Below are 22,376 nucleotides of genomic sequence, written 5' to 3'. Positions count from 1 at the left end.
CTACCGCCCCTGACGCTTCTTGTACGGCTTCGGCTGACCCTTCACGACCGGAGCGCGGCCCTTGCCCTTCGACGCTTTCGCCTTGCCGCCCGCCGGTGCGGACGACGTCGCTCCCGGAGCAGGGGCGTCGGCAGTTCGGCGCTTCGCTTCTTCGAGCAGCAGCATCCCCGCGTCGGTGAGAACCCATCCGGATTTCGCGCGGTTGATGATCGGATGCCCGACTTCTGCCTCGAGCCTTTCGATCGAAGAGTGAAGCGCAGCGAGCGGGATGCCGAGAGTCGCGGCCGCCCGCGGAACGTAGAGGTCGTCGGCGACGAGCGCCAGAAACCGCTGCAGGTCGATGATCTTCACTGGAGAGCTTCCGTTTGTTCGCCGGGGTGGGTCACTCCATGGTGCCCTACCGGGCGCGTCTCTCGCGCCGACGACATGATCTCCGGCCCTGCGTGGGAGCACTCGGGGTCAGAGGGACACCTCGGTCTCGATGTCTTCGGCGAGGTCCTCGACGGCCTCGGGTGGCAGCGCGATGCCCGCGGCATCGAGCCGCTGGCCGAGCAGGTGGCTCACGTCACCGGACACCTGGCCGTGGCGGATCTCGTCGGCCACCTCTTCGACGACGTTCTCGATCGCCTCGGCCCGGTCGGGATCGAGAGCGAGATGGTGGTTCGTGTGGCTGGTCATGCCGTCACCTTGGACTCGCGCGCATGCGCGACGCACCCCCTTGACGGTGGCGTGCTTTTGAGCATCCGGCGACGACGTCGCGCCAGACCTCGCGACACGCGGCGCCTAAGCTGAGCCGATGCGAGAGTTCGGGCGGGGGGTCGCGCTGCTGGGGCGCGGGTTCGGCTACTGGTCGAAACGCCCCGGGCTCATGGTCCTCGGGCTCGTGCCCGCGGCGATCGTCGGGGCCCTGTTCCTCGCGGGACTCATCGCGCTCGCCGTGTCGCTGCCGGGGCTGACCGAAGCACTGACGCCTTTCGCCGGATCGTGGCCGGCGCTGTGGGCCACCGTCATCCGCATCGCGATCGGCACGGCGCTGCTCGGCGCCGCCCTCGTGCTCGTCGCCGTCACGTTCACGGCGCTCACACTGCTCATCGGCGAGCCCTTCTACGACCGCATCTGGCAGGCGGTCGAGGAGGATCTCGGCGACGCCGGCGTCGGCGCGGCCTACGGATTCTGGCGCTCCGTGTGCGACACCGTCGGGCTGATCGCTCGAGGAGCAGCGATCGCACTGCTCGCGGCGCTGACGGGGCTCATCCCCGTGGTCGGGGGCATCCTCGCGACGATCCTCGGGCTGCTTCTCACCGGCTGGCTGCTGGCCACGGAGCTGACATCGCGCGCGCTCACTGCCCGCGGCATCCTGCCGGCGGCACGCAAGGATCTGCTGCGCCGGCACCGCGCCCGGGCGCTCGGGTTCGGCGTCGCCACGCAGCTCTGCTTCCTCGTTCCCGGCGGCGCTGTCGCGACGATGCCGGCTGCTGTCGCCGGTTCGACCGTCCTCGCCCGAACACTGCTCGACGCCGACACTGCTCGACGGGGCGAAGCGGCTCCGCCGACTCCGCGCTAGGTCGCCGACCGGCTCATCGCAGGAGCTTGTCCGTCAGCCTCCGCTTGATGCCCGGGGGCAGCACGCGGCCGGCGAAGCGTCGCACGCCGCGCAATCCGCGTGCGGTTAAAACACCCCAACGGGTGTCGACGCGTGCGGGTCGCACGCGGACCGCGCCGTCGTCGCCGACTTCGATCCGACACGTGATACCGGTCGGGGAATGCTCTTCGCGCAGCGCCGGGGACCCCCGCAGAAGCACATCGAACGTCCAGCCGGCGCACCCGGACGCGTGCCCTCAGCGTGCCGTCCCTCACCCGGTCGAAGGCGATGGCCGGGTCCAGAGCGATGTGCGCCTCGCCCGCCCGCAACCGTGACCGACCGATGACGCGGACCCCCCCATCCTCGGTGAGCACGAGCTCCACGCGGCTCGCGTTCAGGTCCCGCCGCGCGGTTCGAACCTCACGAGTGAGCGCGCCGAGCGCATCCGGCGCCCGCCACACGCCCTCGCTGTCGAAGACGAGAGCATCCGTCCCGTCGCTCCGCACCCGCACGTGGACGCCGAGCGTCAGCAGGCCGAGGCGTGATCGCACCGAGACCAGCTCCGCGCGACACTCCAGATCGGACTCGAATCGAGCGAGAGCCATCAGATCGTCACGTCGCCCCGCGCGCAGCAGTTCGGATCGCACCCGGTGCGGAAACGACAGACCGGCGGCGACGCCCACCCCGAAGCGCTCGCGCACCAGCGGGATCACGACGTCGAGGAACCGGTCCCGGTACTCGTCGGGATAGCGCAGCATGCGGCCGCCCTCGATGCGCTTCAGGATCTTTCCGCGGAACCAGTGCCGCAGCAGATCGTCCCGGAGCTCTCCGGGCGCCGTATTCGCCTCGACGACGTCGAGCACGGCGGCCAAGGACGGAAAGTACGTCTCCGGATCGATGCGCGACGAACTCGCGCTGCCCTCGTTCTTCCGCCACGCGTAGCACGACTCCGACGCGAGGGTCGAGATCGTCGACGCGGCGAAATACGCGCGCATGACGAACAGGTGATCCTCGAGCCGCACGCGGCCGTCGGGAAAGCGGATGCCGTTGTCTCGCAGGAACGACGTGCGGAACAGCTTGTGCGGGGTCAGCAACTGAAGCAGCGGGTCCCGTCCCAGCTCGGCGCGGGGGATGTCGCGACGGAAGATCGCTTCGGGGATCCGACGGCCGACACCTACGACCCTGCCGACGAGCACATCCGATGCACGTTCATCCGCTTCGTCGCACATCCGCCGCAGGGCGTCGTCGAACAGCCGGTCGTCCTGGTCGGCGAAGAAGACGTAGCGGCCGCGCGCCGCGTCGATGCCGTGGTTGCGCGGCGTCCCCGGCCATCCCGAGTGCTCCAGCGTGAGGACGCGGACGTGCTCACGCGTTCGGGCGACGTCGGCGAGCCGGGCCCGCGTGTCCTCGCCCGAACCGTCGTCGCACAGGAGCACCTCGTACTCAGCGGCATCCATCGTCTGATCGTCGAGCGAGCGGATGAGGTCGTCGAAGGACTGCTTCGGCTCGAAGACGGGAACGATCACGCTCACGCGGACCCGGTGGTCGTCGGTGCGGGCCATCGTGCTCCTGTCGTCTCACACGTCGAACAGAAACGATATGCGTCCGAGCAGCGGGTTCCGGTGGGGTTGACAGGCGCGGACATCCTCGTGGCGACGCTCAGCGCAGCGACTCGACCGACACGGTGAAGCGATGTGCCCGCAGACGCTCCACGAGGTGGTCGCCCATCGCGACCATGGGGGTGAGCACGCTGGCACGATCGGGAAGATCATCGGATGCCAGGCTCAGCGCCGATTCGCCGAGCATGACGCCCGTGCCGCTGTATCCCGGATCCAACGGTGCCGCCACCCGAGCACGCACCGGTTCGCCGTCGACGGGGTACACGTCGACCTCGATGGTGAACCGCCCGCGCTCGATCGCTTCGTCGTCCGGTCCGGTCCCCGGAGCCGGGAGCACCCGATCCAGCAGTGCCCGCGTCGGCGGGAACGACAGCGCGCCGACGAGACCCGCCGTGCCTGCAGCGATGCCGGCTGCACGGATCGCGCCCGGAACGCCACGGCCGGTGGCGACGACCTCGCGATACCTCATGAGCTGGCCGTAGCTCCACCCCGTGAGGTAGTTCGAGCGCTGCACGATCTGCTGGTTGTACGCGCCCATGACGAACGGTGCCTGCCATGAGGCTCCGACTCTGGACGCGCCGCTCGAGGACGGACGCGGCAGACGAACCGCGGGGCCGGGCGTGAGGGCATAGGGATCCGCGACGATGCGGCGAGCCGCGGCATCCGACTGCGCTTCCTTCATCTGCTGTCGCAGGGAGTCGATCGTGCCCCCGCTGACACCGCCGCGCAGCGAACGCACCCGCACCGTGGCCTCGACGATCGGTATGCCGCCTGCCGCTGCGTGAGCGATCCCCAGTCCGAGGTCGGACGGAACGGAATCGAAACCGCACGAGTGCACGATCCGCGCGCCGCTCGCCTCGGCGGCCGCGTGATTGTGTTCGATGCTGCGCGCGACGAAGATGCTCTCGCCCGACAGGTCGGCGTATGACGTGCCCGCGCGGGCGCAGGCGGCAGCGACCTCGACTCCGTAGCGCAGGTACGGTCCCACCGTCGTGGCGACGACCGACGTCGACGCCGCGAGCCGCGCAACGGCCGCGTCGTCCGCCGTGTCGACTTCGACGATCGGCCATTTGACGCCGAGGTCGCGCTTCAGCGCGTTCAGACGCTCGCGCGACCGGCCCGCGACGGCGATGCGGACGCCCGGTGGAGCAGAGTGCGCGAGGTGGCGGGCCGTGAAGCGCCCGACGAAGCCGGTCGCTCCGAGCAGGACGACGTCATGTTCGCGGTCGCCCATCCGTCTACGGCCGCTCGTCGCCGTGCTGCGGGTCGGTGATCGCCCCCGTGGGCTCGGCGTCCTCGACGTCGTGCGACCAGCCGAGGCGGTCTGCGACCGCTCGACCCTCGTCGACGGCCTCTTCACGGCTTGTGTAGCTGCGCGACAGGTCGGGGTGCCCCTCGACGATGTTCTCCCACTGCCCGCGGTTGGAACGGGTGATGACGGTGCGCGTGTTCTCGGTCACAGGTCCTCCCATCGCACGCGTTCAGCCTGCGCGAACTGCCGCCCGAGCGCGAGGGGGTTGACGCGACCGTGTCCGCTCGCCGCTGATCAGCCGGCCAGCTGGGCCTTCGCATAGGCGACGAGCGCGTTGGCGTGGCCATGGCCGAGGCCGTGTTCGGATTTCAGCCAGGCGACGACCTGCATGTGCGGCTTGTCATCGAGCCGGTCGGCGACGAGATCGAGCCATTCCTGGATCGGACGCCCATAGGTCTGCTCGATGCTCGGGAAGTACGAAGCGGGCCCCTTCACCTTCTCGCCGGGGGCCGGATCGGGCGCGGTCACGCGGTGTGCGGTCATGACCGACAGAGTATCGAGCAGGATGGTCGCATGTCCCGCGAACCCGAGACCGCCGAAGAACTGATGCGTTCGCGCTTCGACGCGTTCCGACGAGCGGATGCCGCGTGGCTGCGGCACACGTGGCATCCGTCCACCCGACCGGAGTCGCTGGACCTGGGCGACAATCCGCGCTGGCGCGGTCTGCAGATCATCGACACGGTCGCGGGCGGGCCGGGCGACCAGACGGGCATTGTCGAGTTCCGGGCGACGTATCTCGCCGACGAGGGCGGTGTCGGCGTGCTGCACGAGCGATCGCGCTTCGTGCGCGAGGGGGGACGCTGGTTCTATGTCGACGGTGACGTGGGGTGAATGGCACGAGGCCCGCCCCCGGGTAGGGGACGGGCCTCGTTGAACGCGTGGATCAGAGGGGACGGATGTTCGCCGCCTGCATGCCCTTGGGGCCACGCTCTGCGTCGAATTCGACCTTCTGGTCTTCGCGGAGCTCCTTGAAGCCATCGGCCGCGATCGCGCTGAAGTGAGCGAAAAGGTCGGCGGAGCCGTCATCGGGTGCGATGAACCCGTATCCCTTTTCGGAGTTGAACCATTTCACGGTGCCAGTGGCCATCGTGTCTTTCCTTTTACCATTCGGGCCGCCGGAGCGACCGGTTGTGCCGCGCCAACGAATGCGACGCGGACGGGGGTGCGGAGCCAGTCGCGTGTGCGACGGCTCCGGAGTGATGAGGGACGCCGCGACGGCGGCACGTGCACTGCTCTGCGTGCTGTGCACACCGAGGCTCTGGCCGCGGGCGCCGTGCGCGTGCACACCGCCGGATGTGGTGTCGGTGAAGCCGGCGTATTCTCCGGCGAATGTGGCGACGTGCACGCCGTCGTCGGCCTGACGCCACTGCGGCGTGGTGTCAGGCGCGAGGGCAGCAGTCGAAATGCTGTCGAACAAGAAGTGGTCCAAGCTTGCGAAAGGGTGAGAACCCGAAGCGCAGGTGATGATGAGATGAAGGGCCGGCGGGCCGCGAAGAGCGCGTTACAGCGATGCTTCTCCACTGTGAGAAGGTGGAACGGGTCGCGTGTGCCAGGCAGGATGGTCCGAGTGTAGCACGGCTTCGAACGGATGCTGGCATGGCGCGTCTCGTCCGCGCATGATGGGCGTGTGCTCGATGCGCAGGAGATCCGCGAGCTCGCCCGGCTGCGAGCTCGCGCGTACGCGCCCGACGGCGATCTGCGGGATGACCCGAGGGCCCTCGTCAGGCTGCAGCAGCTGGAGGACCGGGCGCACGCCGGGGACGCCGTCGTGCCCGATGCGGCGCCCGACCCGCCCTCCGGTGGGGTGCCGGCGCAGGAATCGCCCGTGTCTGCGCGCCGACGATGGCGGTTCGCCGCGATCCTCGTCGCGGTGGTGGCCGTCACCGCCGCTGTCTCGGCCGCCGTCGCGACGACCATCGCCGCGCCCGAGCCGGCAGATCCCGTGCGTTTCCAGACGATCGTGCAAGGGGAGGGGTGGCTCACCGACAGTACGAGCGCCGTCATCGACTGCCTCGAAGCAGACGCGTGGCAGGTGGAATGGGACGAAGCGACCGGCACGCTGGGCTTCACCGACGAGCGCGAAGGTCACGCCGCGGCCGTCAGGGCGTGCGCCGCGACGGTGCGTGCCGAATACGACGACCGCATCCGTGAGCTGCGCGGTCTGCGGTGGTACCCGGTCGAGATGCGCATCGCGAGCTGCCTGCGGGCGCAGGGCATCGACGTTCCCGAACTGCCGTCGCGGCGCGAGTTCGCGGCGCTCTACGACACCCCCGACGCGTGGACGGCGTACGGCTTCGTCACCGACCTGTCGCCCGAGGAATGGGGCCGCATCAGCGCGGCCTGCCCGCCGGACGCCGAGTGAGAGGCCGGTCAGGCCGGGCCCAGAGACGCCGCCACGAGACGGGCGGCATCGCCGGGAACCCGCGGGGCACGGCTCAGGGCCCGCAGGACCAGCGCGCCGGCGAGTGACTCGATGATCTCGTCGAAGGGTGCTGCCGGGGTGAGGTTCGGCGTCTGCCCGACGGCGGCCTCGAGTCTGCCGGCGAGCGCCTCGGACCCCGTGAGGCTGTCGCGCAGGCGCTTTCCGACCTCGGCGTTCTCGGCCGCCGCAGCCACGAGCGAGCGCAGCAGCCCCTCGCCCTGCGCGTGCTCGAGGAGAGACAGCACCTCATCGACCCAGGCGGTGAGGTCTGCCCTGATGTCTCCGGTGTCCGGCGGCGCGAGGCGATCGGGCAGCAGCATCCCCTCGAGCAGGCATTCGGCGACCAGGGCGCTCTTGGATCCCCACCACCGGTAGATCGTCTGCTTGCCGACGCCGGCGTCGGCGGCGATGCCCTCGATCGTGAGGTGGTCGTAGCCGCGCTGCGCGAACTGACGCGCCGTCGCGCGGAGGATCGCGAGCCGCGCCGCCTCGCTGCGCACGGGTCCGGTTCGCACACGGGTCATGCGCGTCATCCTACGGAGCATCGTCAAGACGAGACGGTGCGTATCATCTAAGGGACAACTCGAGAGGATGCCGCGTGGCTGAACTGCTGTATCGACTGGGGGCCTTCGCGTCCCGCCGCGCCTGGACCGTCATCACGGCGTGGCTCGTCATCATCGCCGTCGCCGTCGGGGGCTTCCTCATCGGGTTCAAGGGCTTGAGCTCGAGCTTCGACGTGCCGGGGACGGCATCGGGCGCCGTGCTGGAGGAGCTCGAAGAGCGTCTGCCCGAGTACGGCGGGGCATCGGGCACGGTCGTCTTCGCGACGGAGGACGGATCGGGGCTGACCGCCGGTCAGCGCGCGGCGATCAGCGACCTCGTCGCCTCGGCGGGCGGGCTCACCGACGTCACCGACGTCATCGACCCCTTCGACACCGAGCAGGAGCGCGCCGCCCGCGCCGCCGAGATCGCCGACGGACGCCAGCAGATCGCCGACGGACGGGCGCAGCTCGATGCGGGTCAGGCGCAGCTCGACGCCGGCGCGGGACAGCTCGATGACGCACAGGCGCAGCTCGACGCGGGGCGTGCACAGGCCGAGGCGGCGGGCTTCCCGACGGCCCAGCTCGACGCGCAGCAGCAGCTCCTCGACGAGCAGCGCGCCGTGCTCAGCGTCGAGCAGGAGAAGATCGACACGGGCCGCGCGGACCTCGACGCCGCCGAGACGCAGCTCGAGCGCGGAGCCGAGCTGCTGGCGCTCGCCGACGGCATCCGCGTCGTGTCGGAAGACGGCTCGACGGCGCTCGTCAACGTCGCATTCTCAGAGCCGCGGCTCGAACTGCAGGAGGAATCGAAGCAGGGGGTCATCGCGCACTTCGAGTCCGAGCCGATCGACGGCGTCGACGTGTCGTTCTCGACAGACATCTCGCAGGGGGTGCCCGAGATCCTCGGCGTCGGCGAGATCGTCGGTGTGGCGATCGCGGCGATCGTGCTCATCGTCATGCTCGGATCGCTCCTGGCGGCATCCTTCCCGATCGTCACGGCGATCGTCGGCGTCGCGATCGGGGCGCTGTCGACGCTCGCGTTCTCGGGCGCCGTGCAGATGGCCTCGGTCACGCCCGTGCTCGGCGTCATGCTGGGGCTCGCGGTCGGCATCGACTATTCGCTCTTCATCATCTATCGCCACCGCAAGCAGCTGCTGCAGGGGGTGGAGACGACCGATTCGATCGCGCTCGCGAACGGCACGGCCGGCAACGCCGTCGTCTTCGCCGGTGCCACGGTCGTCATCGCGCTCTTCGCGCTCAATGTCACCGGCATCCCGTTCCTCGGTCTCATGGGAACCGTCGGCGGTGTGAGCGTCGCGATCGCCGTGCTCATCGCCATCAGCCTCACCCCGGCGCTGCTCGGCCTCGCCGGTGAGCGGCTGCTCTCGCGGCGCGCTCGTGCCCGGATCGGCACCGCGGACGTCGTGTCCAAGCCCGTGCGGACGATGTCCACCGTGCGCGCCGTCCTGACCTCGCTCGTCGCGGTCGTCGTGCTCCTCATCGTCGCCGTGCCCGCACTGTCGATGAGGCTCGGACTGCCCGACGGCGCATCCGAGCCCGCCGGCTCGAGCGCCTATCGCGCGTTCACGGCGACCGAGGCCGCTTTCGGCGAGGGGGCGAATGGTCCGCTCCTCGTGACCGCTGTGCTTCCTGCAGACCTCGGCGACGACGAGATCCTCGAGCGTCAGCTCGACGTCGGCGCACTGCTCGCCGATCAGGACGACGTCGTGGCTGTCGCGCCGATCGCCGTCTCAGACGACGGCCGTCTCGCGGCGTTCCAGGTGGTGCCAGACGAGGGTCCGACGAGCCTGTCGACCGATGCCCTCGTGCGTGACCTGCGGGCACTCGACGTCGACGGCGAGCCGCTCGGCGTCGCGGGCCAGGCGGCGATCAACATCGACATCTCGGAGTCGCTGCAGGATGTGCTGCCGCTCTACCTGACGGTCGTCGTGGGGCTGTCGTTCCTCATCATGATCATGGTGTTCCGCTCGCTGCTCGTACCTCTCGTCGCGACGGGCGGGTTCATCCTGTCGCTGTTCGCGACGTTCGGCGCCATCACGGCGGTCTTCCAATGGGGCTGGGGCGCGGAGCTGTTCGGCATCCACAGCACCGGACCCGTGCTGAGCTTCCTGCCCGTTATCCTCGTCGGCATCCTGTTCGGTCTGGCGATGGACTACCAGCTGTTCCTCGCGACGGGGATGCGGGAGGCGTACGTGCACGGTTCGCCGGCACGCCTCGCCGTGGCGCAGGGCTTCCGGGCCGGTCGCAGCGTCGTGATCGCGGCGGGGCTCATCATGATCGCCGTCTTCTCGGGCTTCATCACGTCGGAGTCGACCATCATCAAGTCGATGGGCTTCGGCCTCGCGATCGGCGTGCTGCTGGACGCCTTCGTCGTGCGGCTCGTGCTCATGCCGGCCGTCATGCACCTGCTCGGCCGGTCGGCGTGGTGGCTGCCGGCGTGGCTGGATCGCGTCCTGCCGAACGTCGACGTCGAGGGCTCTGCGCTCGAGCGGTCGCACCCGCCGCACCACGCGGCGCCTACGATCGGGACATGACGTCGTTCCGCATCCGCCCCATCGCCGTCGACGACGCCGGTGAGGTGCTGACGCTGCAGCGTGCCGCGTTCGTGCAGGAGGCCCTCGTCTACGGCGACCCGCACATGCCCGCGCTGACGCAGACCCTCGATGAGCTGACAGCCGAGCTCGAAGAGAACCTCGGGTGCGTCGCCGTCGCCGGCACGCGTGTCGTCGGCGCCGCACGGGCGCGTGCCGACGGCGAGCTCCTTCTGGTCGGACGCATCGCGATCGCGCCCGACGTGCAGGGTGGGGGCGTCGGCTCGGCGGTGCTCGAAGCCGTCGAAGAGCGCGGTCGCGAGGTCGGATGCCGCGTGGCCGAGCTGTTCACCGGCTCGCTCAGCGAAGCGAACCTGCGCCTGTACGAACGTCTCGGCTACGTCGAGTCGGAGCGTGTGGAGCAGGGCGAGGGCATCGCCGAGGTGTACCTGCGCAAGAGTCTCGCGTAGGCGTCAGACAGTCTGGCCCTCGTGCGCGCCTTCGGCGACTTCTTCGAGGAGCTTCGCGTTGAAGGCGGGAAGGTCATCGGGGGTGCGGCTGGACACGAGGCCGCTGTCGACGACGACCTCTTCGTCGACCCAATCGGCACCGGCGTTGCGCAGATCGGTCTTGAGGCTCGGATAGCTCGTGATCGTGCGCCCGTCGACGACGCCCGCTTCGATGAGGATCCACGCGCCGTGACAGATGACGGCGACGGGCTTGTGCTGCTCGAAGAACGCTCGGGCGAAGGCGACGGAGTCCTCGTCCATGCGCAGATGGTCGGCGTTCACGACGCCGCCGGGTAGCACGAGAGCGTCGAAGTCCGAGGCTTCCGCGCTCGCGACGGGCAGATCGATCGTCTGCTCGTGGCCCTTCTTGCCCGAGACCGAGCCGTCGGCGGGCGAGACGAGGGTCGCCTGGCCGCCCTCGGTCGTGACCGCTTCCCAGGGTGACGTGAGCTCGCTGTCCTCGTAACCGTCCGTCAGCAGGAACGCGATCTTCTTGCCTGCGATGCGGGGCATGATGTCTCCATTCGTGTCGGTGGGTGCTTCTCCACGGTAGGCGGGCCGCGACAGGGGCCGGAGGGGCTTGCGTCCGCGCACGGCGCATGCCAATGCGCGGGTGCGACCCGGGATCGCGTGCGCGTGGGTAGCATGGACGCCATGACGACTTCGCCTCTCACCACGCCCACGACCGCTCAGCCCGACGACAAGAACCTGCTGACCGTGACCGACACCGCCGCCGGCAGCTGCTGCGGTGGCAGCAGCTGTGGCACCAACTGACGACACCGCCGTCGCACGTCCGGTCGTGACCGACCGTCGACTGCTCCGTCCCGGCGTCGCCCGGGTCATGCAGTCCGAAGAGGCTGTGTACGGGCTCATCCTCGTCTCGGGGATGATCGTCGTCAGCAACAGCCTGGTCGGCACGTCGCTCAACGCACTCATCACCGTCATCGTGACGGTTCTGGTGTTCTATGCGGCGCACATCTACGCCGGCACCCTCGCCCGCCTTGCGGCGACCGACGGCGTCGCCGGGTTCTTCCCCAGTCTGCGCGCCTCGGCACGGCATTCGCTCGGGATGCTGGTGGCCGCTGTTCCACCGCTGGTCATCCTGCTGCTGGGCGTCTGGCGCGTGTTCGAAGACGACACCGCCATCTGGACGGCGCTGTTCGTGGACACGGCCCTTCTCGGACTGCTCGGCTGGTTCGCCGTCTCACGCTGGACGAAGCACGTGTGGCCGCGCATCGTGAGCGCGCTCATCACGGCGGCGTTCGGGCTCGTCCTCGTCGCGCTGAAGGCGTTCATCCACCACTGACGCGGGAGCGGCTCCGCCCCGGTCAGTGTGCGGGCGGCACAGCGCCGATCTGATCGGCGGGCTTGCGCACGAGGAACGCTCCCACGAGGATCGGCAGCGCCACGATCGCCGCCGTCAGGAACGCCGCGCGCGCTCCCGCGGCACCTGCCGCGGTCGCTTCGACACCGTCGGCGACGGCGCCGGCGGTCACGCTCTCCATGATCGTGATGAGCAGCGCGATGCCGGCGGCTCCGGCCACCTGCTGCACCGTGCTGACGATCGCCGACCCGTACGAATAGAAGCGCGGCTCGAGCGAGCCCAGCGACGCCGTGAACAGCGGCGTGAACGACAGCGCGAGACCGATCGACAGGATCGTCTGGGCGACCGCGACGACCCAGATCGGGGTCGTCTCGGTGAGCGTCGTGAAGAACCACAGCAGACCCACGACCACGAACGCGCCGGGCACGAGCAGGACACGCGTGCCCCACCGGTCGTAGATGCGCCCGATGAACGGACCCGCGAAACCCATGGCGAGCGCCCCCGGAAGCACGACGAGACCCGTCTCGAGCGCCGAGATCCCCAGCACCCGCTGCATGTACAGCGGCAGCACCGTGATGACACCGAAGAAGGCGAGCGAGATCAGCAGCATCTGCCCGACCGAGAACGAGAAGTTCGCCGAGCGGAAGACGCGCAGATCCAGGAGCGCATCGTCGACGCGCTGCAGCAGCACCTGGCGCCAGATGAACAGGCCCAGCGCGACGACGCCGACCGACAGCGAGACGATGAGCGACACGGTCGAGACGGTGCTCGCCGCGGCGGCCTGGGCACCGCTGCCGTGGGCGCCCGCTCCGCCGATCTGGCTCAGCCCGTAGACGAGTCCGCCGAAGCCGAACGCCGAGAGGATGATCGAGAGGACATCGATCGGCGCGCGCGTCGTCTCGCCGAGATTGTGGATCCACCGCGCGCCGACCGCGAGGGACACCAGTGCGATGGGCAGCACGATGCCGAAGATCCACCGCCAGCCCACCGTGTCCAGCAGTAGGCCGGACATCGACGGGCCGATCGCGGGGGCCAGCGCCATGACGATCGAGACGCGCCCCATCATCCGGCCGCGCGAGTGCGGCGGCACGATCGTCATGAGCGTCGTCATGAGCAGCGGCATCATGATCGCCGTTCCCGACGCCTGCACGACGCGGGCGACGAGCAGCAGCTCGAAGCCCGGCGCGAGGAACGCGATGAGCGTTCCGCCCGAGAACAGCGACATCGCCGCGACGAAGATCGTGCGCGTCGTGAAGCGCCGCAGCAGGAACCCCGTGATCGGGATGACGACGGCCATCGTGAGCATGAACGCCGTCGTGAGCCACTGCGCCGCGAGCGCGGTGATGCCGAGGTCGTCGATGAGGTGCGGGATCGCGACACCCATCGTCGTCTCGTTGAGGATCGCGACGAAGGCCGCGCCCAGGAGCAGCCAGATGACGCGGCTCTCTTCGGGGCGAAGGATCGCGCCCGACGGCGCCGGCGCCGTCTTCATGGACGGCGCGGTGTCGGTGGCCATGCGGCACTCCTCGAGGTGGTGGGATAGCAGGGGAGAGAGACCGCCCTCGGGCGGAAAGCTTCCAGGATAACGGCGCGGTCCGACATCGCATTCCCGATGCGCATGGAAGCATTCGGATATGGCCGCTTCCGCCCCCTCCAGCATCGCGCTGCGCGCGGCCGTCGCGATCATCGTGGGCGTGGCCGTCTGCATCGCCGTCACGATGTGGCTCGGAATCGCGGCCGGCCTCGTCGCCGGTTGGGGAGCGCTCGCCCTCACCGCGAGCGTGTGGCTCGCGATCTTGATCTGGCCGATGGATGCCGCCACGACGCGTGCGCACGCCGTGACGGAGGACCCGGGTCGGCCGGTCGCCCGGATCGTCGCCGTCGTCGGGAGCATCGTCAGCCTGGGCGCGGTCGGGATCGTCCTGATCGAGACGGGCCGCTCACCCGAGCTGGAGTCGTACGCGCTGGCCGTGATCGCCGTGCTCAGCGTCGCGGCATCCTGGATGATCATCCAGATCGACTACACGCTGCGCCTCGCCCACATCTACTATTCGGAGCCCGTCGGCGGGATCGGCTTCAATCAGGAGGAGGACCCCTGCTACACGGATTTCGCGTACGTCGCGCTGTCGGTGGGCACGGGCTACCAGGTCGGTGACACGACGGTGCGCACGAACCAGCTGCGCCGCATCGTGATCGGCCAGACGCTCCTGGCCTACCTCTTCGGCGCCGTCATCATCGGCACCGTCGTCAACCTCGTGATCGATCTCGGCTGACGCGCGGAGTCATTCCTGCTCGAGGGACTCGTCTTCGACGGGCTTGTCCCACTGCTCGCTGCCGATCGCGTTCGTCGGGTGCGGCACCGGCTCGATCTCTTCGGCGATCGTCGGCGTGGGGCTGACGAGCTCCTCCTCGGGGATCGCCTTGAGCTGATCGATCTCTTCGCGCAGCTCAACGAGGTCTTCGCCGTCGGTGTGGGGGTTCTCGGGGGTCGAGGTCATGCAGCAAGCCTAGCCGGGGCTGTCGCATCCCCTCGTTAGGCTGACGCGCATGAGCATGGCTGGCGGACGCGGTGGGGGTGGAGGACGCCCCCTCGATTTCGCGGCCCAGAAGAAGCTCAATGCGCAGGCGCCGCGCGTCGCGCACCTGGGCCCGCGCATCGTCGCGCTCTTCCGCCCCTACCGGGGCCGCATCGTCGTCACGGCGGTGCTCGTGGTCATCGGCGCCGCGATCGCCGTGATCCCGCCGCTCATCGTGCAGCGCATCTTCGACGACGCGCTCTTCCCGGTCGACGGCGGCGCCCCCGACCTCGGGCTGCTCTGGCGACTCGTGCTCATCATGATCGGGCTGTTCCTGCTGTCGGCGGGCGTCGGCGTCGTGCAGACGTGGCTGACCTCGACGGTCGGCAACGCCGTGACGGGCGATCTGCGCGTGCGCCTGTTCGAGCACCTGCAGTCGATGGAGCTCGGCTTCTTCACGCGCACCAAGACCGGCGTCATCCAGTCGCGGCTGCAGAACGACGTCGGCGGCGTCGCCGGCGTGTTGACCAACACCGTCACGAGCATCCTCGGCAACGTCGTCACGGTCATCGCGTCGCTCGTCGCGATGATCCTCATCGACTGGCGCCTCACGATCGTCGCGGTCGTGCTCATGCCGTTCCTCATCATCGTGCAGCGCCGCGTCGGCCAGGTTCGCGCCCGCATCGCCGGCGAGACGCAGGAGTCGCTGTCCGAGCTGTCCGCCATCACGCAGGAGACCCTGAGCGTCTCGGGCATCCTCCTGTCGAAGTCGTTCAACCGTCAGCGCACCGAGTCGGCGCGCTACGCCGAGGAGAACCGCAACCAGGTCGTGCTGCAGGTGCGCCGCGCCATGAGCGGCCAGGGGTTCTTCGCCGTCGTGCAGGTGCTCATGTCGAGCGTGCCGGCCGTCATCTACCTCGTGTCGGGCTACTTCATCACGGGCGGCACCGACCTCATCACCGCCGGCACCGTCGTGGCGTTCACGACGGTGCAGGCCCGGCTGCTGCAGCCGCTCATGGGGCTCATGCGGGTCGCGCTCGACCTGCAGACCTCGCGCGCCCTCTTCGCCCGCATCTTCGAGTACCTCGACCTCGTGCCGGCGATCCGCGACGCGCCCGACGCCATCTCGGTCGCCGACGCTCCGGGACCTGCCGGACGCATCGAGTTCCGCGATGTCGTGTTCCGCTATCCGGATGCCGCGCCCGACGCGCGCCCGACGCTCGGCGGCGTCTCGTTCACGGTCGAGCCGGGGCAGCACGTCGCGTTCGTGGGTCCGTCGGGTGCCGGCAAGACGACGATCCTCTACCTGACGCCGCGCATGTACGAGGCATCCGGCGGTGACGTGCTCTTCGCGGGAGCCGATGTGCGGCGGCTGCGGCAGGAGTCGATCATCGACGACGTCGGCATCGTGTCGCAGGAGACCTACCTCTTCCACGCGACGATCCGCGAGAACCTGCGCTACGCCAAGCCCGACGCCACCGACGCCGAGCTCGAAGCGGCGTGCCGGGCCGCGAACATCCACCACGTCGTCGCGGGGTTCGAAGACGGCTACGACACCGTCGTGGGCGAGCGCGGATACCGCCTGTCCGGCGGTGAGAAGCAGCGCATCGCCATCGCGCGCGTGCTGCTGAAGGACCCGCCCGTGCTGCTGCTGGACGAAGCGACGTCGGCGTTGGACACCGTGTCCGAGCGCGTGGTGCAAGAGGCGCTGGATGCCGCGGCCCGGGGCCGCACGACGCTGTCCATCGCGCACCGGCTGTCGACCGTGATCGGCGCCGACGTCATCCACGTCGTCGAAGCGGGGCGCATCGTCGAATCGGGCACGCACGCCGAACTGCTCGCGGCCGGGGGACTGTACAGCGAGCTCGCGGCCGAGCAGATGGCGGCATCCCGCATTCTCGAGGCCGAAGGGTCCGACCCGCCCGCCGCGCTGCCCGACCGCCGTGCCGACCGGGCGCCCGACCGCTGATGCGTTCAGCGGCTCCGACGGCTCACCAGGTCAGGACACGCGCGAGCTCGTCGGGGACGCCCGTCGTGCGGGTGGCGAGCCGCCGCGCGAACGCCGCGAGCTCGCCGCGGTACGCAGGGTCGGGGTGGCTGTCCGCGACGCGGACGAGAGGCGGAAGGTCCATCGCGAGGATGAGGTCGACGCGTGCCGCGACGGCCGCCGGCTGCCCCGCGGCATCCAGCACGTCGATGCCGGCCGCGAGCGCGTCGAGATAGTCGCGCAGCACGGGCAGGGCACGCGTGCGCTGCGTGATCGACGTGCCGTCGGCGCGCTCACGCCAGCGCACGACGACGTCGGGGATGACATCGAACGCCCGCGCACGCGTGTAGAGCAGCTGTGCGACGATCTGGTCCTCGTACGCCCGATCGACGGGGAACCGCAGATCCCGCCACATGTCGGCACGCGTGATCTTGGACCAGGCCACGATGTTGCCGGATGCCTCGGGGTGTGCGGCCAGGCTCGTGCCGTCGCGCGCGGGGTCGGTCGCGGCGGCGACCCACGGCTGCACGGGTCCGGGCGCATAGCCTCCCGCCCCGTCCGGCCGCAGCCGCACGTACGCGCCCGCGACGAGGTCGCTGCCCGTGCGCTCGAGCGTGCCGACGAGGCGGTCGAGGGCATCCGGCATCATGACGTCGTCCGCGTCGAGGAAGCCGACGAACGGTGTCCGCACGAGCGCGAGGCCCGTGTTTCGGGCTGCGCCCAGGCCCGACCGCTCGCGGTGATGCACGACGTGCAAGCGCGAGTCGATCGCCTCGGCCGCGTCGAAGATCGCACCCGTCTCGTCGGTGGAGCCGTCGTCGACGAGCACGGCCGTCCAGTCGACGCGGGTCTGGTCCCTGAGCGAGTCGATCGCCTCGGCCGCGTAGGGTGCGACGTCGAAGCCGGGGACGATGACCGTGACGGCGGGACTCACCCGCCCGATGCTACCGCCGCCACGGACGCGGCGACGTCGGCTGCCAGTTCGCCGGGATCGAGCCGCGCGTCGTGCGGGAGCGTGACGCGCACCGCCGTATGGGCGACCTCTGGCGAGACGCCGAGGGCGACGAGGACGTGGGATGCCTCGTCGCTGCCCGCCGCGCACGCGGAGCCGCTCGAGCTCACCATGCCGCGTCGTTCGAGCTCGAGGAGGACCGCCTCGCCGCTCGTTCCGGCGAACGTGAAGCTCGCCGTGCCGGGCAGCCGCCGGACGGGGTGCCCCGTGAGGCGCGCCGACGGAACGCTCCCGAGCACCCCCGCGACGAACGCATCGCACAGCGCCCGCACGCGTGCGGCCGCTTCTGCCCGTCCGTTCTCGGCCAGCTCCAGCGCCGTCGCGAGGCCGACGGCGCCCGCGACGTCCGGCGTGCCGCTGCGGCGGCCGCGCTCCTGCCCCCCGCCGTGCAGCAGCGGCTCGAGCGGGATCCGTCCGCGCACGGCGAGCGCGCCGGTGCCCTTCGGTGCGCCGAGCTTGTGCCCCGCGATCGACAGGGCGTCGGCACCCGTGCCGGCCAGCGGCAGCCAGCCGGCCGCCTGGACGGCGTCGAGGTGGAACGGGATGCCGCGCGCGTGCGCGACGGCGGCCAGGGCCGCGGCATCCTGGATCGTGCCGACCTCGTTGTTGGCGTAGCCCACCGAGACGAGCGCCGTGTCGTCGCGGAGGACCGCGGCGAGCGCGTCGGGAGCGACGAGGCCCGTGTCGTCGACCGCGACGAAGGTCGTCTCGAAGCCGTGCAGACGCTCGAGATAGCGGACCGCCGCGAGGACCGACTCGTGCTCGATGGCCGTCGTCACGATGTGCCGCTTGCCCGCGGCCGCGAGGGCGATGCCCTTGACGGCGAGATTGTTCGCCTCGGTGCCGCCCGATGTGAAGACGATGTCGGATGCCCGCATCCCGAGCACGCGCGCGACCCGGCGGCGAGCGTCGGTGAGAGCGTCGGCGGCGGCTTCGCCGATCGTGTGGTGACTCGACGGGTTGCCGTACGCGTGCGTGAGGAACGGCATCATCGCCTCGAGCACTTCGGGGCGCACGGGCGTCGTCGCGGCATTGTCGAGATAGCGCATCGTCACGGCGCCTCGATGCGCACGTCCAGGCCGAGGTCGAGCGCACGGGCCGAGTGGGTGAGGGCGCCCACCGAGATGACGTCGACGCCGGTCTCGGCGATCGCGCGCACCGTGCCGAGGTCGACACCGCCCGACGCCTCGACCGTCGCGCGACCCGCGACGAGCGCGACGCCCGCGCGCAGGTCGTCGAGCGAGAAGTTGTCGAGCATGATCGTGCCGATTCCCGCGGCCAGCACGGGCTCGATCTGGTCGAGACGATCGACCTCGACCTCGATGTGCATCGTGTGGGGGAGCAGGTCCTTCGCTGCGCGCAGCGCATCGGTGACGGACCCGCCCAGCACGGCGAGGTGGTTGTCCTTGGCCATGACGGCGTCCGAGAGCGAATGGCGGTGGTTGCGGCCGCCGCCGTCGCGCACGGCTTTGCGCTCGAAGGCACGCAGTCCCGGCGTCGTCTTGCGAGTGTCGGCGATGCGCACACCCGTGTGCGCGACCTCGGCGACGTAGCGGCCCGTCAGGGTCGCGACACCCGACATGCGCTGCGCGAAGTTGAGCCCGATGCGCTCGGCCTGGAGCACGCCGCGAGCGGGGCCCGTCACGGTCGCGAGCACGGTGCCGGGCTCGAACCACTCGCCGTCCTCGACGACGAGCTCGACCCCGATGCGGGGATCGGTCAGCCGGAACGCGGCGGCGAACACCGCGCCGCCGCTGAAGACGCCGGCTTCGCGGGCGACCAGGTCGGCGTGCGCCGTCGCGGTCGACGCGATGAGGGTCTGGCTCGTGAGGTCGCCCCACGGCGCATCCTCCTCGAGCGCTGCGGCGACGACACGGTCGATCGTGGCGGGGCTCAACACAGGACGGCCTCCTCGGGCTGGTGCGTGCGGATCGGGTGCACAGGGGTGGTCGAACGGGCTGTCGGGAGTACGGCCCGGGAGTGCGCGGGAACGGGCGCACCGCCGTCGGCGCGGAAGTGCGCGCCGACCGATTCACGCCGCGCGAGGGCCGCGTCGACGAGCGCCGAGGCGACGACGAGCAGATTCTCGTCTTCGAACTCGGCGATGCATCCCGGCGTGCGAGGTTCGTCGCGCCAGCTCTCGAGGACGCCCGCGGCGTGCTCGAGGCCGTCCGCGTCGCGCACGAGTCCGGCGTACTCCCACATGAGTCGCTGCAGCGCCTCGCGCGAGAACGGCTGGGCGGCGGGTGGCTCCCCGGCCGCGCCGTGCGGGCGGTCGGGGTGGGGCCCCGCGGAACGCCGCCGGGGAGCGACGGGAGAGGGGGGCACGAAGCGGCGGGAGCGAGGCCAGGAACCGGATGCCGCGTCGGTGGCCACGACGTCGGCGACGCGGGCGCCGAAGACGGCGCCTTCGAGCAGCGAGTTCGAAGCGAGACGGTTCGCCCCGTGGGCTCCCGTGCGGGCGACTTCGCCCACGGCATAGAGGCCGGGAACAGTGGTCCGGCCGTCGAGGTCGGTCGTGACACCGCCCATCAGGTAGTGGGCTGCGGGGGTGACGGGAACAGGCGTGCGCGCCCAGTCGAAGCCCCGCGCGCGCAGTGCGGCGTCGATCGTCGGAAAGCGCCGGGCGAGGAAGGCCGCACGCTCGTCGGCATCGTCGGAGTGGAGGTGCGTGGCATCCAGGCGGACGGGACGCCCGTCCTGCCGCTCCATCCGGCGCGCGATCGCCCGGGCGACGACGTCGCGCGGCGCGAGCTCGCCGTCGGGGTGCACATCGAACGTGAACCGCCGGTCCTCCTCGTCGATGAGCGTCGCGCCTTCGCCGCGCACGGCCTCGGAGATCAGGAAGGCGTCTGCGCCGCCGACGACGGTCGGGTGGAACTGGAAGAACTCCAGATCGTCGATCCGCGCACCGGCCCGCAGCGCCGCGGCGATGCCGTCGCCTGTCGCCACCGGCGGATTGGTCGTGTGCGCATAGAGCCGGCCGGCACCGCCGGTCGCGAGCACGACCGCATCCGCCGCGACGACCTCGCGCCGCGGAGCCCCCGTCGAGGCGCCGCCCACGAGCAGCTCGACCCCTGTCGTGCGACCGTCGTGCACGACGAGGTCGACGAGGAAGGCGTGCTCGAGGACGCGGATGCCGCCCGCGCGCACCTGCATCACGAGCGCGGACTCGATCGCGGTCCCCGTCGCATCGCCGCCGGCGTGCAGGATGCGCGGGTAGGAGTGCGCGGCCTCGAGCCCCTTCACGAAGCCGCCGTCCGCGCCCCGGTCGAAGGCGACACCGGCCGCGACCAGGTCACGGATGCGCGCCGGTCCCTCTTCGGCGAGCACACGCACAGCGAGGGGATCGCACAGCCCGGCTCCGGCCGTGAGGGTGTCGGCGATGTGGTCGTCGATGCGGTCGTCGCCGAACATGACCCCCGCGATGCCGCCCTGCGCGAAGCGCGTGTTGGCGTGCTCGAGCTCGTCCTTCGTCACGAGGGTGACCCGGCACCCGCGGTCTGTCGCGCGGATCGCCGTCGTGAGCCCGGCGATGCCGCTGCCGACGACGACGATGTGCGGCGACCCTTCGGCAGGCTCAGGGGCCGGGTGGAGGCTCACGGAGGCGGGCGGTGGCGCCGCCGAGGCGGGCGTGGGAGCCGGGGAGCCGGGCGGCGGAGTCATCGAGCCGGGGGCTTGGCCGCCAGCATCCGCTCGAGCGAGACGCGAGCAGGATCGGCGACGTCCGCGGGAACGGTGATCCGGTTGACCACCTCGCCGGCGACGAGCCCCTCGAGCACCCAGGCGAGGTACCCGGGGTGGATGCGGTACATCGTCGAGCAGGGGCACACGACGGGGTCGAGGCAGAAGATCTCGTGCTGCGGGTTCGCCGCCGCGAGGCGCTGGACGAGGTTCACCTCCGTGCCGATCGCGAACGTCGTGGGCTCGGTCGCCGCCTCGATCGCGCGACGGATGTAGTCGGTCGACCCCGACTCGTCGGCGGCGTCGACGACCTCCATGGGGCATTCGGGGTGCACGATGACGCGCACGCCGGGATGCTCGGCACGCGCCTTGTCGATCTGCTCGACCGAGAACCGGCGGTGCACCGAGCAGAACCCGTGCCACAGGATGACGCGCGCGTCTTCGAGCTCGGCCACGGATGCACCGCCCAGAGGTCGGCGCGGATTCCACAGCGGCATCTGCTCGAGCGGCACGCCCATCGCCTTCGCGGTGTTGCGCCCCAAGTGCTGGTCGGGGAAGAACAGCACGCGGCGCCCGCGCGCGAAGGCCCATTCGAGCACCGTGTGCGCGTTCGACGACGTGCACACGATGCCGCCGTGCCGCCCCACGAAGCCCTTGATCGCGGCCGAGGAGTTCATATAGGTGACGGGGATGACGGGCACGCGGCCGTCGGCATCCACGGCGGCGAGGTCGCCGTAGACGTCTTCGAGCTGCTCCCAGCACTCCTCGACCTGGTCGATGTCGGCCATGTCGGCCATCGAGCACCCGGCCGCGAGGTTCGGCAGGATGACCGCCTGCTCGGGGCGGGACAGCAGGTCGGCGGTCTCGGCCATGAAGTGCACGCCGCAGAAGACGATCGCGTCCGCATCGGGATGCTCGAGCGCCGCGTTCGCGAGCTGGAACGAGTCGCCCACGTAGTCGGCGTGACGCACGACCTCTTCACGCTGGTAGAAGTGGCCGAGCACCACGACGCGGTCGCCGAGCGTCTGCTTCGCCGCGACGATGCGGGCGTGCAGCTCGTCGTCGGATGCCTCGCGGTACGCGCGGGGCAGCTCGCCCTGGCGCGGCGCTCCCGTCGGGATGACGTCGCCCATCGACGAGCCCGGACCGTAGCCGGGTCGCGCGTCGAAGTCCCACGGGCCTGCCGCGAGATCCGTGCTGCAGGTCTCGTCGGCCGATGCGCCCGAGACGATGTCCTGGATCAGGTGGTCGACCGATGCGTCGAGCTGCCGACGCGGCTGCAGGGTGGTGTTGACGGCGGGCATGCCGGGTGCTC

24 protein-coding genes are annotated in these 22,376 nt (G+C 70.5%); 8 read left to right on the top strand and 16 right to left on the bottom strand.

Going from position 1 to position 22,376, the window contains the following annotated elements:
* Both ACWIBS_RS00950 and ACWIBS_RS00945 read right to left on the bottom strand, forming a co-directional pair.
* Positions 1 to 351, bottom strand: a complete 351-nt coding sequence (locus ACWIBS_RS00950) for a LysR family transcriptional regulator (protein WP_376127210.1) — start codon at positions 349 to 351, stop codon at positions 1 to 3.
* Between the two features lie 108 nt (positions 352 to 459).
* Positions 460 to 678, bottom strand: a complete 219-nt coding sequence (locus ACWIBS_RS00945) for a hypothetical protein (RefSeq protein ID WP_376127212.1) — start codon at positions 676 to 678, stop codon at positions 460 to 462.
* 118 nt (positions 679 to 796) lie between these two features.
* Between ACWIBS_RS00945 and ACWIBS_RS00940 the strand changes: the two genes are divergently transcribed.
* Complete coding sequence (locus ACWIBS_RS00940) at positions 797 to 1,564, top strand: EI24 domain-containing protein (protein ID WP_376127214.1); 768 nt, start codon at positions 797 to 799, stop codon at positions 1,562 to 1,564.
* Here ACWIBS_RS00940 and ACWIBS_RS00935 read toward each other — a convergent pair.
* The 4 genes from ACWIBS_RS00935 to ACWIBS_RS00920 form a co-directional block, all read right to left on the bottom strand.
* A complete protein-coding gene (locus tag ACWIBS_RS00935; protein WP_376127215.1) occupies positions 1,561 to 3,144 on the bottom strand; it encodes a glycosyltransferase family 2 protein in 1,584 nt (527 codons plus the stop codon). The genes ACWIBS_RS00940 and ACWIBS_RS00935 overlap by 4 nt on opposite strands.
* Positions 3,145 to 3,241: 97 nt before the next feature.
* Entirely contained in the window at positions 3,242 to 4,435 is a 1,194-nt protein-coding gene (locus ACWIBS_RS00930) for a saccharopine dehydrogenase family protein (protein ID WP_376127217.1), read from the bottom strand.
* Between the two features lie 4 nt (positions 4,436 to 4,439).
* Positions 4,440 to 4,661, bottom strand: coding sequence for a DUF2188 domain-containing protein (locus tag ACWIBS_RS00925; protein WP_376127219.1), 222 nt, complete (start codon positions 4,659 to 4,661; stop codon positions 4,440 to 4,442).
* Positions 4,662 to 4,747: 86 nt separating this feature from the next.
* Positions 4,748 to 4,996 carry a DUF4287 domain-containing protein gene (locus tag ACWIBS_RS00920; protein ID WP_376127221.1) on the bottom strand — a complete coding sequence of 83 codons (249 nt, stop codon included), beginning with the start codon at positions 4,994 to 4,996 and terminating at the stop codon, positions 4,748 to 4,750.
* 30 nt (positions 4,997 to 5,026) lie between these two features.
* Between ACWIBS_RS00920 and ACWIBS_RS00915 the strand changes: the two genes are divergently transcribed.
* Positions 5,027 to 5,344, top strand: coding sequence for a YchJ family protein (locus tag ACWIBS_RS00915; protein ID WP_376127223.1), 318 nt, complete (start codon positions 5,027 to 5,029; stop codon positions 5,342 to 5,344).
* Between the two features lie 52 nt (positions 5,345 to 5,396).
* On the opposite strand, the gene ACWIBS_RS00910 is transcribed toward ACWIBS_RS00915, so the two are convergent.
* Positions 5,397 to 5,600: a cold-shock protein gene (locus ACWIBS_RS00910; RefSeq protein ID WP_376127225.1), complete on the bottom strand. Its 204-nt coding sequence runs from the start codon at positions 5,598 to 5,600 to the stop codon at positions 5,397 to 5,399.
* Positions 5,601 to 6,140: 540 nt separating this feature from the next.
* On the opposite strand from ACWIBS_RS00910, the gene ACWIBS_RS00905 reads away from it, so the two are divergent.
* Positions 6,141 to 6,875 (top strand): hypothetical protein, encoded by a 735-nt coding sequence (locus ACWIBS_RS00905; protein ID WP_376127227.1) that lies wholly within the window; start codon positions 6,141 to 6,143, stop codon positions 6,873 to 6,875.
* Positions 6,876 to 6,883: 8 nt separating this feature from the next.
* Here ACWIBS_RS00905 and ACWIBS_RS00900 read toward each other — a convergent pair whose 3' ends face one another.
* Positions 6,884 to 7,459 carry a TetR/AcrR family transcriptional regulator gene (locus ACWIBS_RS00900; protein WP_376127228.1) on the bottom strand — a complete coding sequence of 192 codons (576 nt, stop codon included), beginning with the start codon at positions 7,457 to 7,459 and terminating at the stop codon, positions 6,884 to 6,886.
* A 74-nt stretch (positions 7,460 to 7,533) separates the two neighbouring features.
* On the opposite strand from ACWIBS_RS00900, the gene ACWIBS_RS00895 reads away from it, so the two are divergent.
* Positions 7,534 to 10,032 carry an MMPL family transporter gene (locus ACWIBS_RS00895; RefSeq protein WP_376127230.1) on the top strand — a complete coding sequence of 833 codons (2,499 nt, stop codon included), beginning with the start codon at positions 7,534 to 7,536 and terminating at the stop codon, positions 10,030 to 10,032.
* The gene (locus ACWIBS_RS00890) at positions 10,029 to 10,499 is read left to right on the top strand and encodes a GNAT family N-acetyltransferase (protein WP_376127232.1); all 471 of its coding nucleotides are present in this window, start codon (positions 10,029 to 10,031) and stop codon (positions 10,497 to 10,499) included. Before ACWIBS_RS00895 ends, ACWIBS_RS00890 begins: the two co-directional genes overlap by 4 nt.
* Positions 10,500 to 10,502: 3 nt before the next feature.
* On the opposite strand, the gene ACWIBS_RS00885 is transcribed toward ACWIBS_RS00890, so the two are convergent.
* Complete coding sequence (locus ACWIBS_RS00885; RefSeq protein WP_376127234.1) at positions 10,503 to 11,051, bottom strand: type 1 glutamine amidotransferase domain-containing protein; 549 nt, start codon at positions 11,049 to 11,051, stop codon at positions 10,503 to 10,505.
* Positions 11,052 to 11,298: 247 nt separating this feature from the next.
* Between ACWIBS_RS00885 and ACWIBS_RS00880 the strand changes: the two genes are divergently transcribed.
* On the top strand, positions 11,299 to 11,844 hold the full coding sequence (locus ACWIBS_RS00880; RefSeq protein WP_376127235.1) for a hypothetical protein: 546 nt from the start codon (positions 11,299 to 11,301) through the stop codon (positions 11,842 to 11,844).
* 22 nt (positions 11,845 to 11,866) lie between these two features.
* On the opposite strand, the gene ACWIBS_RS00875 is transcribed toward ACWIBS_RS00880, so the two are convergent.
* Complete coding sequence (locus ACWIBS_RS00875) at positions 11,867 to 13,378, bottom strand: DHA2 family efflux MFS transporter permease subunit (protein ID WP_376127237.1); 1,512 nt, start codon at positions 13,376 to 13,378, stop codon at positions 11,867 to 11,869.
* A gap of 118 nt (positions 13,379 to 13,496) precedes the next feature.
* On the opposite strand from ACWIBS_RS00875, the gene ACWIBS_RS00870 reads away from it, so the two are divergent.
* On the top strand, positions 13,497 to 14,135 hold the full coding sequence (locus ACWIBS_RS00870) for a DUF1345 domain-containing protein (protein ID WP_376127238.1): 639 nt from the start codon (positions 13,497 to 13,499) through the stop codon (positions 14,133 to 14,135).
* Positions 14,136 to 14,144: 9 nt separating this feature from the next.
* Here the strand turns inward: ACWIBS_RS00870 and ACWIBS_RS00865 are convergent, their stop codons facing one another.
* The gene (locus ACWIBS_RS00865) at positions 14,145 to 14,360 is read right to left on the bottom strand and encodes a hypothetical protein (protein ID WP_376127240.1); all 216 of its coding nucleotides are present in this window, start codon (positions 14,358 to 14,360) and stop codon (positions 14,145 to 14,147) included.
* A gap of 55 nt (positions 14,361 to 14,415) precedes the next feature.
* On the opposite strand from ACWIBS_RS00865, the gene ACWIBS_RS00860 reads away from it, so the two are divergent.
* Positions 14,416 to 16,347 carry an ABC transporter ATP-binding protein gene (locus ACWIBS_RS00860; RefSeq protein WP_376127272.1) on the top strand — a complete coding sequence of 644 codons (1,932 nt, stop codon included), beginning with the start codon at positions 14,416 to 14,418 and terminating at the stop codon, positions 16,345 to 16,347.
* Between the two features lie 22 nt (positions 16,348 to 16,369).
* Here the strand turns inward: ACWIBS_RS00860 and ACWIBS_RS00855 are convergent, their stop codons facing one another.
* From ACWIBS_RS00855 to nadA, 5 genes are read right to left on the bottom strand one after another with little or no spacing between them, the layout of a single operon-like run.
* Positions 16,370 to 17,299 (bottom strand): glycosyltransferase family 2 protein, encoded by a 930-nt coding sequence (locus tag ACWIBS_RS00855; protein ID WP_376127242.1) that lies wholly within the window; start codon positions 17,297 to 17,299, stop codon positions 16,370 to 16,372.
* A complete protein-coding gene (locus ACWIBS_RS00850) occupies positions 17,296 to 18,426 on the bottom strand; it encodes a cysteine desulfurase family protein (RefSeq protein ID WP_376127274.1) in 1,131 nt (376 codons plus the stop codon). The genes ACWIBS_RS00855 and ACWIBS_RS00850 overlap by 4 nt, the downstream gene beginning before the upstream one ends.
* A gap of 2 nt (positions 18,427 to 18,428) precedes the next feature.
* The gene (gene nadC, locus ACWIBS_RS00845; RefSeq protein ID WP_376127244.1) at positions 18,429 to 19,277 is read right to left on the bottom strand and encodes a carboxylating nicotinate-nucleotide diphosphorylase; all 849 of its coding nucleotides are present in this window, start codon (positions 19,275 to 19,277) and stop codon (positions 18,429 to 18,431) included.
* On the bottom strand, positions 19,271 to 20,980 hold the full coding sequence (nadB, locus tag ACWIBS_RS00840; RefSeq protein WP_376127246.1) for an L-aspartate oxidase: 1,710 nt from the start codon (positions 20,978 to 20,980) through the stop codon (positions 19,271 to 19,273). The genes nadC and nadB overlap by 7 nt, the downstream gene beginning before the upstream one ends.
* 59 nt (positions 20,981 to 21,039) lie before the next feature.
* Positions 21,040 to 22,365, bottom strand: coding sequence for a quinolinate synthase NadA (gene nadA, locus ACWIBS_RS00835; protein ID WP_376127247.1), 1,326 nt, complete (start codon positions 22,363 to 22,365; stop codon positions 21,040 to 21,042).
* Positions 22,366 to 22,376 lie beyond the last annotated feature (11 nt).

The sequence above is a fragment of the Microbacterium sp. NPDC055442 genome (genome assembly GCF_053644215.1).
Note: the sequence above shows the minus strand (reverse complement) of the source record. Positions and strands in the feature narration are given on the sequence as shown.